This is a genomic window from Enterovibrio norvegicus FF-33 (assembly GCF_000286835.2).
GTDB lineage: Bacteria > Pseudomonadota > Gammaproteobacteria > Enterobacterales > Vibrionaceae > Enterovibrio > Enterovibrio norvegicus_A.
The window spans coordinates 96,019-113,179 of sequence record NZ_AJYD02000003.1 but is presented as its reverse complement, the minus strand read 5'-3'; the positions used below and the strand labels follow the sequence as shown (position 1 = coordinate 113,179).

Below are 17,161 nucleotides of genomic sequence, written 5' to 3'. Positions count from 1 at the left end.
AAGAAGAGAGTGAAAAACAAAGGCACCGCCGAAGCAGTGCCTTGATTGGGTGTTTAGCAAATGTTGACCGGTAACGGGTTACTGGTGGCTAACCACAATCACACGTAACGCATCAAGACGAACTTGTGCTTGGCTGATGTAGGTGCGCAGAGCCGCCATTTGTGTTTCCAAGCTTTCCAACTCGTCGTCACGAATGTTCGGGTTCACCGCTTTTAACGCCTGCAAACGATCCAATTCCGAGCGCAACTTAGTGGTCATCTCAGCTTCGGCACTTTCTTTTACCGATACTAGATGAGTTTGTGCAATCGGGGTTCCCATTTCAATCAAGCCATGGATCTGCGTTTGAACCGAAGAGACCAGCTTGCTGCCGAGGTGGCGGTTGACTGGGCTTAATTGACGGTTGAAGCCTTCAAATTCCACTTGGGCAGCTAAGTCATTGCCTTTGGCGTCCAGAAGCACGCGAATTGGTGCAGCCGGAAGGAACTGATGAATGCCTGAATTTTTCGGCGCTTGCGCGTCGGCAACATACAGCAGTTCAAGAAACAAAGTGCCAACAGGCAAGGCTTTGTTTTTCAGTAGCGAAACCGCCGTAGAACCCACCTCTTCTGACAACAGCAAGTCGATGCCGCCTTGGATCATTGGGTGTTCCCAACTGATAAAGCGCATGTCTTCACGTGAGAGTGCCGTTTCGCGATCAAACGTTATCGTGCAGCCTTCTTCGGGTAGTCCCGGATAGCTTGATACCAGCATGTGCTCTGATGGCGTTACCACAATGGCGTTTTCGCCTTTGTCGTCTTGGTTCAGGCCAACCGTATCAAATAGACCCAATGCGAATGTCACTAGATTGGTGTCGCCATCAAGTGAGGCAATTTTTTCTGCCAACGCTTTGGCTTGCTCACCACCGTTAGAGTGCATTTCCAGCAGACGGTCGCGGCCTTTTTCCATTTCACCTTTCAAGCGATAATGCATCTCGGCACTGGTTTCGACCAGTGCATCGAGAGACTCATCAATGCTGCCTTTTGCCAGAAGCTGAAGCAGGTCATCTTGAACGTGCTCAAACACGGCACGACCGGTTGGGCAGGTCTCTTCAAAGGCATTAAGGCCTTCGTTGTACCAGCGCGCCAGCAATGCTTGTGAGGTGCCGATCATGAAAGGAACATGGATTTCAATATCGCGTTGTTGACCGATACGATCCAAGCGACCAATACGCTGCTCAAGCAAGTCTGGGTTCATGGGCAAATCGAACATCACCAGTTGGTTTGCAAACTGGAAGTTACGACCTTCTGAGCCAATTTCAGAACAGATAAGCACCTGCGCGCCAGCTTCATCTTGGGCGAAATAAGCTGCCGCCTTGTCACGCTCAAGAATCGACATGCCTTCGTGGAATACGGTGCCACGAATACCTTCGCGCTCACGCAGTGCTTGTTCTAATGACAGCGCAGTTTGCGCGCGCGAACAGATCACCAGCACTTTTTCTTGGCGGTTAGATTTTAATAAATCCAGCAGCCAATCAATGCGCGGGTCAAAGCCCCACCAGGTGGCGTTTTCGCCTTCAAACTGCTGGTAGATATCTTCAGGGTATAACCACTGAATCGCTTTTTGCTCAAGGCTTTGACTGGCACTACTCATGATGCCAGCCACGCGCATGGACGTTTGATACTGTGATGGTAACGCTAATGGATAAAGGTTTAGGTGGCGCTGAGGGAAGCCTTGGATAGCAGCTCGGGTATTCCGGAACAAAACACGACCAGTCCCGTGGCGATCCATCAGATTATCAATCAGCTCGTTACGTGCATCACGACGTTGAATGTCATCCACATCATTGGCTTCGACAATACGCAGTATCGGTTCAACATCTTGTTCGGACAATAGCTCCGTGATGCTGTTTTTCGCTTCGTTGCTTAGCGTTTCGTTAGACAGCAACTGGCTGACAGCATCCGCGACTGGCGCGTATTGTTGTTCTTCTTTAACAAACGCTTGGTAATCATAGAAGCGATCAGGATCCAGCAGGCGCAAGCGAGCGAAATGGCTTTCATGGCCTAGTTGCTCTGGGGTTGCGGTCAGAAGCAGTACGCCCGGCGTGTTTTCTGCAATCGCTTCAACCACCTGATATTCACGGCTTGGTTTATCTTCACTCCACTCAAGGTGGTGCGCTTCATCCACGACCATTAAATCCCATTCGCCTTCCGCTGCCTGTTCAGCACGCTTGCGGCTTTTACGAAGGAAATCCAGCGAGCAAAGCACCAGTTGCGCGGTATCGAACGGGTTATCGGAATCAGCGAAGGCTTCCACACAGCGTTCTTCATCGAAAACAGAAAAATGAAGATTGAAACGGCGAAGCATTTCTACCAGCCATTGGTGTTGAAGCGTTTCAGGTACCACGATTAATACGCGAGATGCGCGACCAGACAGCACTTGCTGGTGGATAATCATACCCGCTTCAATGGTTTTACCCAGGCCGACTTCATCGGCTAACAAAACGCGTGGCGCGTGGCGCTGACCCACTTCGTGAGCGATGAACAACTGGTGCGGGATCAGGCCAGCACGCATGCCACACAGGCCACGCATTGGACTTTTATGTTGTTCATATTGGTTTTTCAGTGCGCGATAGCGAAGCGCAAAGCGATCCATCCGGTCTATTTGACCAGCGAACAGTTTGTCTTGTGGTTTGTTAAAGCGAATGTGGTGACTCAGTAAAATCTCACGAAGCTGGACGTCGTCTTCACCGGTATCCGAGCGCTGTCCTGTGTAGGTCAGTACACCCTTTTCTTCGTCAACGCGTTCGACTTGTAAAAACCAGCCTTCGTGGCTTTCAATGCTGTCACCCACATTGAACATTACACGGGTGATAGGCGCATCGCTGCGGGCGTATAAACGATTTTCTTCGCTGGCGGGGAACATTAGGGTAACGGTACGTGCGTCGATAGCAACCACAGTACCAAGACCTAGGTCACTTTCAGTATCGCTGATCCAACGTTGTCCGAGGGCGTAGGGCATAAGTGAAGAAACCTCTGGTTAAAGCTGACACAAATTGGAGCGTGCTTTTTCGAGAACTACAGTGTAGGCCATGATGAGCACCGAGAAAATGGCTGCTTATGGTACTTGAAGTTGTGAGCATGGTCACGGTCAATGTAGGAAATTTGGCGTGTGTAACAAATAGGCAACAAATTCGTGAAAATGTGGAGTAATCGACGTGTAAGGATTTGAATTTGTCTTACGATTAAGAATATACCCCGATGCGAGTGTCTTTCTAAACGAAGTCATCGTCATTGGGGAATATGTGGGTTGTCTCACTTGCCTATGTTACCAAGGAGGTGTCTATGGGCGATGCCGAACGCAAATTCTTTGTGCTGGATACTAATATCCTGCTTCATGAACCATTCGCCATCTATTCATTTCAAGAACATGATGTGGTCATTCCTATGACCGTCCTCGAAGAACTTGACCGAATCAAAGACAGTAAGCGGGATGTGTCCCGTGATGCACGGGTAGCGATTCGGGCCCTTGAAGGTATATTTAAAGACGCAACGCCGGATCAAATCTCAGAAGGGATAGTGGTCGGTAATGAAGGTGCAACAGGTACGGTTTCAATCTTGGTCGACTTTGAAATCAAGGAAACAGTACAAGCCTTTGCGGATAAAGCCGGTGACAACCGGATCCTTAACGCCGTCTTATTTCTGCAAGCCAAACGTACGCCCCGCAAGGTGGTCTTGGTCACCAAAGACATCAACATGCGACTTCGCGCCAAAGGTGCTGGGGTGCTGTATGTTGAAGATTACCGTACCGACCAGTTAATCGACGATGTTAGCCTGCTTACTAAGGGCTTTCAGGTTTTCGAAGGCAGTTTCTGGGACCGAGTAGGGCAGTGTGATACGCAAAATAGAGGCAGAACCACGCTGCATACTGTGCCGCGTGAAATGGTCGACAACACCTACATGAACCAATATGTCCTTGATGAAAGTGATGACTTTGCTGGGCGAGTTGTTGGGTTGAATGACAACGAACTCCAACTCAAAGACATCAGTCGTGAACGTTTAATGCATCGCGAAGCATGGGGGGTTCGCCCGAAAAATATTTATCAAGGCATGGCTGTAGATGCCTTGCTCGACCCGAGCATCGATCTGGTGATACTCACTGGGCCTGCAGGTTGTGGTAAAACCATTCTCGCCATGGCCGCTGCGCTTGAGCAGGTGGTGGAAAAAGGGATGTATGACAAGATTATTGTCACCCGAAATACGCCAGAAATTGCTGAGTCTATTGGTTTTCTACCCGGAACCGAGGAAGAGAAAATGCTCCCTTGGCTTGGTGCGGTCACCGATACTCTGGAAGCGCTGCACAAAAACGATGAGTGCACCGATGGCTCCATGCGTTACATCATGGATAAAGCCAACATCCAGTTTAAATCGGTTAACTTTATGCGCGGTCGCTCAATACAGAACGCCTTTGTGATTCTGGATGAGTGCCAAAACCTCACCGCATCACAGCTTAAAACCATTATCACCCGCTGTGGAGAAGGCACAAAAATTGTCTGCTCAGGTAACCTAGCGCAGATTGACAGTCCTTATCTAACCCCTGTGACATCAGGGTTGACCTATATCGTAGAGCGATTTAAGAACTTTGAAGGCAGTGCGAGCGTCTACTTGAATGGCGTGGTGCGAAGCCGTCTGGCCGAGTTTGCTGAAGAGAACTTATAGCAACTTGATGGATAATCACGATTAGACAGTTGATAGAGCAACGAGATAACGAAAAGGCTGCCCGAGGGCAGCCTTTGTTGTTTTGGTTACCAATTTCGCGACAGTGTAGTCGTGATTTTTTGCGTTATTGCGATTAAGCCCAATGACGCTCTGCCATGCTTTCTGGTTCATGGTCATTAGCACTAAAATTGCCATAGTTGGGTTTGTTTGCCCGCATACGCTTAGATGCGATACGCACCAGTGCTTCGCCATGCTCACCATCATAAGGGTAACAGCCAATCCCAGCGCTGAATTTCACCGGCACCACTTGTTGGTCAAAATAGAGTGAACTTAGTTGTAGGGCTTTTTGTATCTGATTAATTTTTCGCATCGCCTGACTGTTGTCACTCAAATCAAATAATATCGCAAATTCTCCGCCGCCAAGGCGTGCAAACATGGTTTGATTTGAAAGCTGAAGACGTAGCTGAGTCGCAAGGTGTTTCAGTGCCATATCACCAATATATTGACCATGATTCTCATTGATGTGTTTCAGCCCATCAATATCCAGCACCGCAACCACAAACGGTGAAGGTGAAAAGCGTTTGTCTGCGAGTTGTGTGAAAAATTGATGTCGAGATTTTGCACCTGTCAGTACGTCGTTTTGAACGGCACTCTCAAGACGATTATTCGAATCTTTCAGTGCCTCAACGGCATTTTTTAGCTCATTGGTGCGAGACTTCAACAAGCGATGGTAAAGCGTTAGCCCACCAATCAATAGCACCAAGGAAGAGATAAGAATGATGTAGTGTGCTGTTTTGTTCAGCCAAGGTAAGGTGGCATTGAGCCTACTGGCTGGGATCCATTTGTTATAAATGGCATCAATGTCAGCCACGTCTATTTTACTTAATCCGCGCTCAATTTGGGCAATGTTATCTTGTGTAACTTTAGCGACTGCAAAATGGAGCGGAAAAGAGTAGAGCTTGCTTCGAGAGGTGAACAGGCCAGTATTCCCAGAATGGCGCATATCGTAAAGCGCCGTACTCAGGTCATCAATGAATACATCAATCTCGCCTCGATAGGCCGCTTCATTTAATGAACCAAAAGTGGGGTACAAGGTAATATTTTCTTCAGAAAGGTGTGACAAAAGAAAGGCATGTTTGGCGCTGTCTTTGACTGACCCTACTTTCGCTGAGCCAAGGGCGTTAAAATCTTCGAAAGGCAAATCTTTTTGCACGAACAGGTTCACATTGTAGTGATTGAGCGGCAGCTCTCGAGAGAAGGCTAAATTGTCCGCCCGATCGCCTGTATAGCCTAACCCACCATGAACGACGCCTTCGTTGTTCGCTGCATACTGCAGAGACTCACTCCACGGCAAGAGTTGAAAATGCACGTCAACATCGTTGGCTTTTGCATATAAACGCCAATAGTCGACCATGATCCCATCAGGTTGTCCGTCGCGATTAATGAATGAGAAAGGTTGCCAAGTTGATGAGCCAGTGACGATCAGTTGCTTGGTATCGGCAAATGAAACAGGCGATAGCAAAGAGAGAAAGAATGTGAGTGCGGTAACTGTGAACTGACGAATGCAGGGCATAAATGAACTCGAAATAACCAACCTGTCTAGATTTTCTGGCGTTGATTATACGCAACCCTCTGCATTTAGGGAATTGATATGTGATGTTTTTGTCAATGGATGTGTCATTGTTAATTTGTATATATCGTCACAAAAACAAAAGCCGCCTTTGTGGCGGCTTACATTATAGCGGGTATAGCTGCTAGAACAGCTCTACGTCGTCTTCAGGTACCAAAGACTGTAATTCGCCACTGGCAATCAAATCTTCATAAAATGCGACTTGGTTGCGCCCATTTTGTTTGGCTTTATAAAGAGCTTGGTCAGCAAAACCCAGCACAGTAATAGCATTGAGTTCTTGATCGCTGATGGATGCCGCCCCCATTGAGATAGAGACGTCTTTTGCTTGACCATAATCACGTTCGTTGACGGTTTTGATAAAGCTACGGATGGTCACCTCCATGTCTTCACGAGATTGAGGGTGCATGATGACAACAAATTCATCGCCACCATAGCGGAACAGAAGATCCTCATCATCAAACGCTTTTTTCATCATTGAGGTGATTAACAAGATAACCTCATCGCCAAACACATGACCCAGTGCATCATTGACCTTCTTGAAGTGGTCGATGTCAAAAATGCAAACCCAGTGGTGGTGGGAAGGGTCATCCGTGATGCTGTTACCCTGTATGAGAAAACGGTCAAGCAGTAAATCAATTTTGGTGGTGAGTAGCTTGCGATTGTAAAGCCCTGTTAGGCCGTCTCGTTCACTGGCAGAAATAATTTTTTGATAGTTTTCATAGATTTTTGCTAATCCCTCGACCAGCTGAACTTCATCGCCTTTGAGTTGATCGCATTTACAGAAAACCACCGCATTAATGTCGTCATTTTCGCCTTTGATAGGCACAGCAAGCAGGGACTGATTGTCTGCGGAACTAAATTCCACCACATTGTCACCAATGGTCACGCAATTATGAAGCACTCGTTCAATCGCATCTTTTTCCTCTTCATAGAGAAAGATGTCTGAACATGCAACGACCATGAACTCTGGGTTTGTCTCAGGATTATAATCCAACACCAGAACCTGATTTGCCGGGGTTAATTGCAAAATTGTCGTGATGAGGCTTTCAGAAATGGTGTCGGACTCCGTTTGGGCCGTAATATCGACCACCGAGTCCAGCACATCAATACTGGTAACAGTCACAATCGCATCTCTCTTATGAGTTCGTTGTCTTAAAAGTAAGTATAGATGCGGTTGATTGATGCGCAATGTCTGCCAGTACTTCAATGCTAAATTTATGAAAGATATTGTTTTATGATTTCATTTGGTGCGCTGAGTTCTGAGATATCTGCGTGATATACCACGTTCCCACCATCAATAAACAAGACGTTATCAGCGATGGCCATGGCATCTTCAGGATGGTGAGTGACCATCAAAATGGTGGTGTTGAATTGGCGAGCGAGTTGCTTTACCTGCTGAAGCATGTCCTTACGCAATGACGGGTCAAGCGCAGAGAAGGGCTCATCGAGTAATAGCAGTGGGCGATTGCGCACAAGGCATCGCGCGAGTGCGACTCGTTGCTTCTGGCCACCAGAAAGCTGCCCTGGTAATCGTTCAAGGTAGCTTTCTAATCCAACCTGTTCTGCTGCTTGCCCAATGGATTTTTTGTCGTCAGCACTGAGCGCTAAGCGCGGGCTAATACCGAGCGCAATATTGTCGAACACAGTTAAGTGGCCAAAAAGATTGTGCTCCTGAAACAAAATAGAAAGCGGGCGCTCATGTGCAGGGGCTTGGGTAAACTCATTATCATCGAATAGCACATTACCGCCGCTTGGCGGCAATAGCCCACAAAGCAGTGATAACAGCGTACTTTTTCCTGCGCCACTAGGGCCGAGGATCGCCGTGATAGAGCCCGGCTTAGAAGTAAACGAAAAAGACAGCGTTTGTGCCTGATAGTGATACGACAATTCACTGACTTTCAGCATGACGTTTCCTCGTGATCAATGTTTCGATAAGGGCATAACTGCCAAGACTTAATGCAAACAAAACAAGCGATGCCGCCGCAGCTGCATCCATTTGGTAGCTACCCATTAAATGGAACAAATAGAGAGGGAGCGTTTGAAAACCCTGACTACCAACTAAAGCAATCGCGCCTAAATCTCCCGTAGAAAGAACAAAGCTAACAGCAAAGGCTCGCGCGATGGGTGTGCTGAGTGCGCGCCACTCAATCAGTCGCAGTCTGTTGATGCCTTTGATGCCAAGACAGTTGCACAATCCGTGGTATTGCTGTGACAACTGATAAGCGGGCTGGCTGAGAATTTTCACGACATAGGGCAACGCCATTAAAGTGTTCACCGCGAGTATTAGCCAATACGGTGAACTGAATACGTCCATATGTTCACGCAGCATCAAAAACAACCCCGTGCCTAACACGACACTTGGCACCACCAGTATCAAAGATGCGGTCATTTCGATGCCATCGGCGCGTCTAGGATGCCCTGTTAAGCGCCAAAATCGACTGGTTAGCACAATGGTTGCACCCAACATAAAGGCACATAGTGCACTGCCAAACGCCAACGAAAGTGAATTGGCGGTGGCCTGCCAAAGCGCTGCTTGTGTTAGCACCGAAAGCGCACTTGGGTTGATGCCGCTCACCACCACCATCACCAACGGTGGCAGTACCAGTAGGGCTGCGAAACCAATCCATACGTAGTCCCAACACTGTTCCAGGCGAGTGTCACTGCGTTTGGCGAGCAGAATGTTGCTGTCTTTGCCTTGCAGTGAAAGGGGCTTGGTCATGCGCTGTACCACAATGTGGAAAAAGCCGCACAGCAGCAGTTGCCATAGCGCAAGCAAGGCACCCGTTTGAAGATCAAAGTCAAAACGGATAGCCTGATAAATCGCCAGCTCAATGGTAGTGGCACTAGGCCCACCACCGAGTGCCATCACTGTGGCAAAGCTGGTAAAGCACAGCATAAACACCAGACCAATGGCATGGGGCAATTGCTGGCGTAAATACGGCCATTCAAGCAAGCGAAACTGATGCCATCCTCGTATCCCGAGTTGCTGCGCCAAACGGCGTTGATCTGACGGGATTTGATCTAGAGCTTGAACCAGTAATTGAGCAGAAAAGGGCAAGTTAAAGAAAACGTGTGCGAGCAATATGCCGGACAAGCCGTAGATGCTCACATCCCATTTCATGCCAACTACGGACAGGGCGTCGGCCAGAAGACCGCTCTTCCCATAAATGGCTAATAGGCCAAACACGCCTACCAGCACGGGTAGGACGAGCGTCATGGAAAAGAGTTTAAGCAGCAGTGCTTTGCCTTTGAATTGACGCCGTGACAGCGCGTGGGCAACAGGGATCGCTAAGCCAACTGAGAGGAAGGTAGAAAGCAGCGCCTGTTTGAAACTGAAAAATGTGACGTGTTGAAGGTAAGGGTCATGCCATAGCGATGCGACGTCTAAAGACGGCGCTTGAGAAAGCAAAGAAAATAAAGCGGCGCTGATCAGCACCGCAATTAACGAAGCCGAGAGGATGCCCGGCCACGTTCTTGAAGGGTTTAGCACAATGTTACTTCACCAAGGCTGATTGCCATTCACGGATCCAAGTGCGGCGATTATCCGCCACTTTCTCTGGCGTGAACTGCAAGCTTTTGTTTGGAACCGACAAGGTATCAAAACCTGTTGGCAGTTCAACGCCCGTGACCGGATACATCCAGTTACCCGTTGGAATCGCGTTCTGGAAACCGTCACTTAGAATAAACTGCATGAACGCGTCTGCGAGTGCCGAGTTGTTTGAGCTTTTCACTTTTGCCGCCACTTCCACTTGCATGTAGTGACCCTCTTCGAAATTAGCACTCGTGAAGTTTGGGTTTTCTTCGGCAATCAAATGATAAGCGGGTGACGTGGTGTAAGACAGTACCATGTCTGACTCGCCGCTTAAGAACATGTTGTAGGCCTCAGACCAGCCTTTGGTGACAGTGACGGTTTTGGTCGCCAGTTGCTGCCATGCAGCAGCGACATCATCGCCATAGATGGATTTCATCCATAGCATCAAACCTTGTCCAGGCGTTGACGTGCGCGGGTCTTGATAGATAACGGAAATGTCGTCGCGCGTTTCGACCAGCTCTTTTAAGCTTTTTGGTGGATTAGCGAGTTTGGTTTTGTCATATACGAAAGCAAAGTAGCCGTAGTCATAAGGGACGAATGTGGTGTTGTCCCAGCCATCGGGAAGCGTGACACTTTTCACGTCCACTTTGTGTGATGCAAGCAAACCTGTCTTTTCGGCTTCCGCCATCAAGTTGGTATCTAGACCCAACAGCACGTCAGCTTTGCTGTTTTTGCCCTCAAGACGCAGTCGGTTAAGAATGGTGACGCCATCTTCCAATGCCACAAGATTCAACGTGCAATCGCACTGCGCTTCAAACGCCTTTTTCACGGCAGGACCTGGGCCCCAATCAGCAGCAAAAGAATCGTAGGTGTAAACCGTTAGCGTGTCTGAAGAGCTTGCTAACACAGGACCGGCCATGGTCATGGTTAACATCAGGGTAGAAATCGGAAGTTTCATGGTTGCCTCACATCATGTTTGGCGAGGCTGAGGGTCATTGAGTTGAGTTGCACTCCGCGACATCTCATTCCTACGCCAGCATTATCTGGTTCAGGTTTATGGGTTTAGCTTTCGCAATCTCAGCCGACTTCATGTCAGCTCCCCACGAGATGGTTGATATTGTAATCATCAAGGCGATGATTACCAATCATTGTTATGGCTTATTGAGCGACCAGTCGTAATCGTATTGGATTTTCCCCGACCAGCCTTTTAGTGGCTTCCCGTCGCGATACACGTCTATCTGCTTCAAAATGGCTTGTTCATTGTCACCAAAATCAACGCCATACCATTCATAAATGGATGACAAGGTTAAGGTGTTGCCATCAACGCTAGCGCCTTTTGCGCTGTTGGTGAATTGCGTTGCCGCTGCATCAAGTAAGGACTCCGTGTTCTCTGCAGTAAAGGCGGTTTTGGCAAGGTTTGGGCAACCTAGGCTGGCGCAATTCACGGCATAATGAATGCGGGAGTCGTTCCAAATAGGGCGAAGAATGCGGTGCTCAATATCGTTTAACGTCAGCGATTGTCCTGCGACAGTGGTGGCTTTGTCATCCCAAGGGCCAAAGCTTAGGAAACCACCCAATTTGGTGATGGATTTGATGGGATATTCATCGAGAATCACTTTCACTGTCAGCGCATTATACAGATTCACCCAGTATGCAAATTGCTCGCTTTGACGATAGTTGCGCGGGTCAAGTGAGGTTAAATCGGTCAGGTATTGTTCCAGTACCGCTTTGTCTTGCGACGACACTGCGCCGTAATTGAATAAAGTGTGCTGGCCCTCCTCGGTAAGATAGCGATCAAGGAGGTGTTGCCACTGACTGTGGTCAAACGTGGCTGAATTGCTTTCGTTACTGTTATCCCAAGTTGGCCATAACTCGCTTTTGGGGGCGGCAAATGCCTGACTTGAAAGCAATAGCAACATTGCGAATAGCGATACGCCAAGAGACAGTGTTTTACGCATGTTTTATCCCTAACTCAAAATAGTTGTGTGTAATACCAATGAGAATAAATGTGTCGTCATTCTTGCTGGTTAACATCGGCAATCTCTGCGTCAGGGGGTTTTCCTGCGCAAATTGATGACCGCTGACTTAATCAGATAGGTATAAAGACCTGAGTCAATGCAGTTTTCTTTCTTTTTGATGGGTACGAAGTGCATAAAAAAACCGACCATTATCATGGTCGGTTTCTTAGTACAGCATATTTATACCGATAAGATCTTAGACTAAGAAAGCGGGGATCTTGGCTTCGTATTCGGCGATTTTGTCGCTGTGCTGCAGTGTCAGACCGATGCTATCTAGTCCTTCCAGCAAACAATGACGGCGGAAATCGTCGATTTCAAACGTATAGACTTTATCGCCTGCTGTGACGGTTTGCGCTTCCAAATCTAGCGCAATTTCTGCGCCTTCATTGTCTGCTACAAACGCGAACAGCTCATCGACTTCTGCTTCTGTCAGCGTAACGGGCACCATTTGGTTATTGATGGAGTTACCGTAAAAAATATCCGCGAAGCTTGAAGAAATCATCACTTGGAAGCCAAAGTCGGCCAAAGCCCATGGTGCGTGCTCACGGGAGGAGCCACAGCCAAAGTTTTCACGCGCTAACAGCACGCTTGCGCCGTTATAGCGTGGTTGATTAAGCACGAATTCTGGGTTGTCTTGCAGGCCTGCTTCGTCGAGAAAGCGCCAGTCATGGAACAGGTGTTTGCCAAAACCGGTACGATTTACTTTCTGCAAAAACTGTTTTGGAATGATAGCGTCGGTATCGACGTTAGCAGCGTCCAGCGGTGCCACCAGACCAGTATGTTGTTTAATTCCTGACATGGTGATTCCTTATGCGTTCGTAATGTCGAAGCTGTTAACATCAACAAAGTGACCCGCAACGGCAGCCGCGGCAGCCATGGCTGGGCTAACCAGATGGGTACGACCTTCGCGGCCCTGACGGCCTTCGAAGTTACGGTTGCTGGTCGATGCGCAGCGCTCTTTTGGCCCTAAACGGTCGTTGTTCATCGCCAAACACATGGAGCAGCCTGGCAGACGCCATTCAAACCCTGCTTCGATAAAGATCTTATCCAAGCCTTCTGATTCTGCTTGCGCTTTCACTTGTTCAGAACCCGGAACCACTAACGCTTGAACACCTTGTGCGACCTGACGGCCTTTGGCAACAGCAGCAGCGGCGCGCATGTCTTCAATACGTGAGTTGGTGCAAGAACCGATAAACACTTTGTCGATGGTGATGTCAGTGATTTTCTGACCGGCTTCAATGCCCATGTATTTCAGCGCGCGCTCTGCAGAGTGACGCTCAATCGGATCGTTGAAGCTTTCTGGTGCTGGCACGACGCCGTTGATACCAACGACCTGGCCTGGGTTCGTGCCCCACGTTACTTGGTTGTTGATGTCGGCAGCATCGAGTGTCACCACGGCATCAAATTTGGCGTCGTCATCGGTTTTCAGCGTTTTCCAGTATTCAACCGCTGAATCCCAATTCTCGCCAGTTGGGGAGAACTTGCGACCTTGCAGGTAATCAAAGGTCGTTTGATCCGGTGCAACCAGACCCGCTTTCGCGCCAAGTTCAATCGCCATGTTACAGACCGTCATGCGGCCTTCCATGGTCAAATCTTCAATGGCCTGACCGCAGAATTCGACCACGTAACCCGTACCACCGGCATGACCGACTTTGCCGATAATGGCGAGAACGATGTCTTTTGCCGTTATGCCGTCAGCGACCTTGCCTTTGACCTCGATCTTCATGGTCTTGGCACTGCCTTGCTTCAGGGTTTGGGTTGCCAGCACATGCTCAACTTCTGAGGTGCCAATACCAAACGCCAATGAACCAAATGCGCCATGGGTCGCGGTGTGCGAGTCGCCACAAACAATGGTCGTACCTGGCAGGGTAATACCTAACTCAGGGCCGATCACGTGAACGATGCCCTGATACGGGTGGTTCAGATCGTAAAGGGTAACGCCAAACTCTTCGCAGTTTTTCGCTAAGGTTTCCATCTGGATCTTAGCCATCTCGCCAGAGGCATTGATGTCTTTGGTTTGGGTAGACACGTTGTGGTCCATGGTAGCGAAGGTTTTCGACACCTGACGCACCGGACGGCCTTTTTCACGCAAGCCATCAAATGCCTGCGGAGAGGTGACTTCATGCACCAAGTGGCGGTCGATATACAGCAAAGGGGTTTCACCTTCTGCTGCGACCACCACATGGGCGTCGTAGACTTTTTCATAGAGTGTTTTTGCAGACATTGCTTCTTCCTTATTTTCCCTGTTGTCTTGAGACTCGTCGCGGCGTTGGCGACGAGATCAAAGACTGACGGGAAGAATCCTTTCTTATTTTATGCTTCGCGGACGTACGCGGTGATTTTATCACCCATTTCAGACGTCGTCAGCGGAGTTGTGTTACCAGCCAGATCCGCGGTCAATTCACCCGCTTCTAGCGCCTTGCTCACTGCGTTTTCAATCGCAATCGCGGCGTCTTCTTCACCTAGGCTGTAACGTAGCATCAATGCCGCAGACAGAATCTGTGCCACAGGATTGGCAATGTTTTTACCGGCGATGTCTGGTGCGCTGCCGCCTGCTGGTTCGAATAGGCCGAACTTACTGTCGTTGAGACTGGCCGATGGCAACATGCCCATGGAGCCGGTGATCATCGCGCATTCATCAGAAATGATGTCACCGAAGATGTTCGAACAAAGCATCACATCAAACTGCGACGGGTCTTTAATCAACTGCATGGTTGCGTTGTCGATGTAGATGTGTGACAGCTCAACATCTGGGTAGTCTTTGGCGATTTCTTCGACCACTTCACGCCACAAAATCGAGCTTTGCAGGACGTTAGCTTTATCGACAGACATGACTTTTTTGCGGCGAAGACGCGCCGATTCAAACGCGATGCGAGCAATACGCTCGATTTCGTAGCGATAGTAAACTTCGGTATCAAATGCACGTTCTTCAGCGCCAGAGCCTTCGCGGCCTTTTGGCTGACCAAAGTAGATGCCACCGGTCAGTTCACGTACCACCACGATGTCGAAACCGCGCTCAGAGATATCAGCACGCAGCGGAGAAAATGCTTCAAGTCCTGCATGAATTTGCGCAGGGCGAAGATTACAAAACAGTTGGAAATGCTTGCGCAAAGGCAGCAATGCGCCGCGCTCTGGTTGCTCGTTCGGTGGCAGGTTTTCCCATTTTGGGCCGCCGACTGAACCAAACAATACTGCGTCTGCGGCTTCACAGCCTTTTAAGGTCGCATCTGGCAGTGGTGAACCATGGTTGTCGATGGCAATGCCACCGACGTCAAACTCGTTTTTATCAAAGGTGATATCGAATTTTTCACTGATAGCATCCAGCACTTTATGGGCTTGTTGCATCACTTCTGGGCCAATACCGTCACCCGGTAGAACGGCAATCTTATACGTACCTGCCATGGTTATACTGTCTCCGTTTTCAAAGTTGCTTGTTCTTTAATTTGAGCAATGCGGTTAGCGCGGTAAATGCTGTTGATGACGTGCAATAGCGCCTGTCCCGATGCTTCAATAATATCTGTTGAAACGCCCGTACCGTGATACTTGCGGCCTTTATAATTGGCGATAATGTCAGCTTGCCCTAAACCATCTTCCCCTTCGCCTTTGGCGGTCAGGTCGAACTTATCCAGCACGATTTCGTAACCCGTAATACGGTAGATAACTTGATATAAAGAATCTACTGGGCCGTTGCCGATGGCAGCGTCGCTAATTTCTTCGTCGCCACATTGCAAGCTGATGGTCGCGGTGGCTTTCACACTACCACTTTGCACGCTCAGGTACTTCAACTTGTAGAAGTCATCTTCTTCTTGCAGGTTATTGAAGAACATCAGTGCTTCCAAGTCATAATCGAAAACTTGGCCTTTTCGGTCGGCTAGCTTCAAAAATGCTTGATATAAATTATCCAAATCGTACTCAGTATCGCTGTAGCCCATGGTGTCCATGTGGTTCTTCACGGCAGCACGGCCAGAGCGACTGGTTAGGTTCAAGGCTTTTTGGCCCAAACCTATCGACTGAGGGGTCATGATTTCATAGGTGTTCTTGTTTTTAATCATCCCATCTTGGTGAATGCCTGAGCTGTGGCTAAAGGCATTCGTGCCCACAATCGCTTTGTTGGATTGAATCGGCATGTTGCAAAGCTGGCTGACCATCTTACTGGTACGGCTAATCTCGCTATGGTTGATGCCTGTATCCACGCCCAGCAATTCGCTGCGGGTTTTGATGATCATGGCAATTTCTTCTAGTGCGCAGTTACCTGCACGCTCACCAATACCATTAATTGTGCCTTCGATTTGACGCGCACCGGCTTGCACTGCAGCAATTGAGTTAGCAACCGACATGCCCAAGTCGTCATGGCAGTGAACTGAAATCACGGCTTTGTCGATGTTAGGAACGCGGTTAAACAGGGTTTCGATAATACCGCCAAACTCACCTGGTACGGTGTAGCCGACAGTGTCAGGAATGTTGACCGTGGTTGCGCCTGCTTTGATGGCTTCTTCTACCATGCGGCACAAGTTATCAATCGGGGTGCGACCTGCATCTTCACACGAGAACTCGACATCGTCGGTATAGCGACGCGCACGTTTAACGGCGTTAACACCCATCTCGACCACTTGGTCATAGCTGCGACGCAATTTGTCTTGTACGTGAATGGTAGAAGTAGAAAGAAACGTATGGATACGGAACGCTTCAGCGGCTTTTAACGACTCTGCCGCGACATCAATGTCTTTATTCACGGCGCGGGACAAGCCACAAATACGGCTGTTTTTGATCGTTCTGGCAATGGTCTGCACCGATTCAAAATCGCCTGGACTCGAAACGGGAAAGCCAGCTTCAATCACATCAACACCTAGACGCTCGAGCGCCAGTGCGATCTGCAACTTCTCTTTTACAGTCAGGCTGGCTGACAGCGCTTGTTCGCCGTCGCGTAAGGTAGTGTCAAATATGATGACTCGGTCTTTCATGGTCGTTCCCTCTCTTGCCGTTGAATACCCATATCGTGGACAGTTTCTTAGCTACTGACTGATAGTGATATTAGTTATCCGTACCGCTGGCAGGTAATACAAAAAAACCCGCGCACTCGGCGCGGGTTTCGTAAGTCTTGGTGGATGTTATCTTCAGTCCATGACCTACCCGCGCGAAAAGCTCACGAGGAGTAGAAGGTCTAGGAGGAAAATACGCATCATCATTTTTACAGCTTCCTAATAAGGTCTGCACAAATGAATACCAAACCATTTACTATTGCGTCAATATCAAAATAGAAAATAACAAGAATGCGTTATTCATACTG

The 17,161-nt window shown here is 48.7% G+C and carries 12 protein-coding genes and 1 riboswitch; of the genes, 1 reads left to right on the top strand and 11 read right to left on the bottom strand.

Annotation, left to right across the window (positions count from 1 at the left end):
• Positions 1 to 78 precede the first annotated feature (78 nt).
• Positions 79 to 2,997, bottom strand: a complete 2,919-nt coding sequence (rapA, locus tag A1OO_RS00925; RefSeq protein WP_016959014.1) for an RNA polymerase-associated protein RapA — start codon at positions 2,995 to 2,997, stop codon at positions 79 to 81.
• Between the two features lie 323 nt (positions 2,998 to 3,320).
• Here rapA and A1OO_RS00920 point away from each other — a divergent pair, with 323 nt between their 5' ends.
• Positions 3,321 to 4,694: a PhoH family protein gene (locus A1OO_RS00920; protein ID WP_017005204.1), complete on the top strand. Its 1,374-nt coding sequence runs from the start codon at positions 3,321 to 3,323 to the stop codon at positions 4,692 to 4,694.
• Between the two features lie 133 nt (positions 4,695 to 4,827).
• On the opposite strand, the gene A1OO_RS00915 is transcribed toward A1OO_RS00920, so the two are convergent.
• From A1OO_RS00915 to leuA, 10 genes are all read right to left on the bottom strand, one after another.
• Complete coding sequence (locus tag A1OO_RS00915) at positions 4,828 to 6,267, bottom strand: transporter substrate-binding domain-containing diguanylate cyclase (protein ID WP_016959012.1); 1,440 nt, start codon at positions 6,265 to 6,267, stop codon at positions 4,828 to 4,830.
• A 181-nt stretch (positions 6,268 to 6,448) separates the two neighbouring features.
• Positions 6,449 to 7,447 (bottom strand): GGDEF domain-containing protein, encoded by a 999-nt coding sequence (locus A1OO_RS00910; RefSeq protein WP_017005202.1) that lies wholly within the window; start codon positions 7,445 to 7,447, stop codon positions 6,449 to 6,451.
• Positions 7,448 to 7,539: 92 nt separating this feature from the next.
• The gene (gene thiQ / locus A1OO_RS00905) at positions 7,540 to 8,229 is read right to left on the bottom strand and encodes a thiamine ABC transporter ATP-binding protein (protein WP_017005200.1); all 690 of its coding nucleotides are present in this window, start codon (positions 8,227 to 8,229) and stop codon (positions 7,540 to 7,542) included.
• Positions 8,213 to 9,814, bottom strand: a complete 1,602-nt coding sequence (gene thiP / locus A1OO_RS00900) for a thiamine/thiamine pyrophosphate ABC transporter permease (protein WP_017005198.1) — start codon at positions 9,812 to 9,814, stop codon at positions 8,213 to 8,215. The genes thiQ and thiP overlap by 17 nt, the downstream gene beginning before the upstream one ends.
• 4 nt (positions 9,815 to 9,818) lie before the next feature.
• A complete protein-coding gene (gene thiB / locus A1OO_RS00895) occupies positions 9,819 to 10,814 on the bottom strand; it encodes a thiamine ABC transporter substrate binding subunit (RefSeq protein WP_016959008.1) in 996 nt (331 codons plus the stop codon).
• Between the two features lie 50 nt (positions 10,815 to 10,864).
• Positions 10,865 to 10,969, bottom strand: a riboswitch (TPP riboswitch).
• Positions 10,970 to 11,007: 38 nt separating this feature from the next.
• Positions 11,008 to 11,814 (bottom strand): DUF547 domain-containing protein, encoded by an 807-nt coding sequence (locus A1OO_RS00890; protein WP_017005197.1) that lies wholly within the window; start codon positions 11,812 to 11,814, stop codon positions 11,008 to 11,010.
• 256 nt (positions 11,815 to 12,070) lie between these two features.
• Positions 12,071 to 12,673, bottom strand: coding sequence for a 3-isopropylmalate dehydratase small subunit (gene leuD / locus A1OO_RS00885; RefSeq protein WP_017005195.1), 603 nt, complete (start codon positions 12,671 to 12,673; stop codon positions 12,071 to 12,073).
• A gap of 9 nt (positions 12,674 to 12,682) precedes the next feature.
• The gene (gene leuC / locus A1OO_RS00880) at positions 12,683 to 14,098 is read right to left on the bottom strand and encodes a 3-isopropylmalate dehydratase large subunit (RefSeq protein ID WP_016959005.1); all 1,416 of its coding nucleotides are present in this window, start codon (positions 14,096 to 14,098) and stop codon (positions 12,683 to 12,685) included.
• Positions 14,099 to 14,187: 89 nt separating this feature from the next.
• On the bottom strand, positions 14,188 to 15,276 hold the full coding sequence (leuB, locus tag A1OO_RS00875; protein WP_016959004.1) for a 3-isopropylmalate dehydrogenase: 1,089 nt from the start codon (positions 15,274 to 15,276) through the stop codon (positions 14,188 to 14,190).
• A gap of 2 nt (positions 15,277 to 15,278) precedes the next feature.
• A complete protein-coding gene (gene leuA / locus A1OO_RS00870; RefSeq protein WP_016959003.1) occupies positions 15,279 to 16,835 on the bottom strand; it encodes a 2-isopropylmalate synthase in 1,557 nt (518 codons plus the stop codon).
• Positions 16,836 to 17,161: the final 326 nt, after the last annotated feature.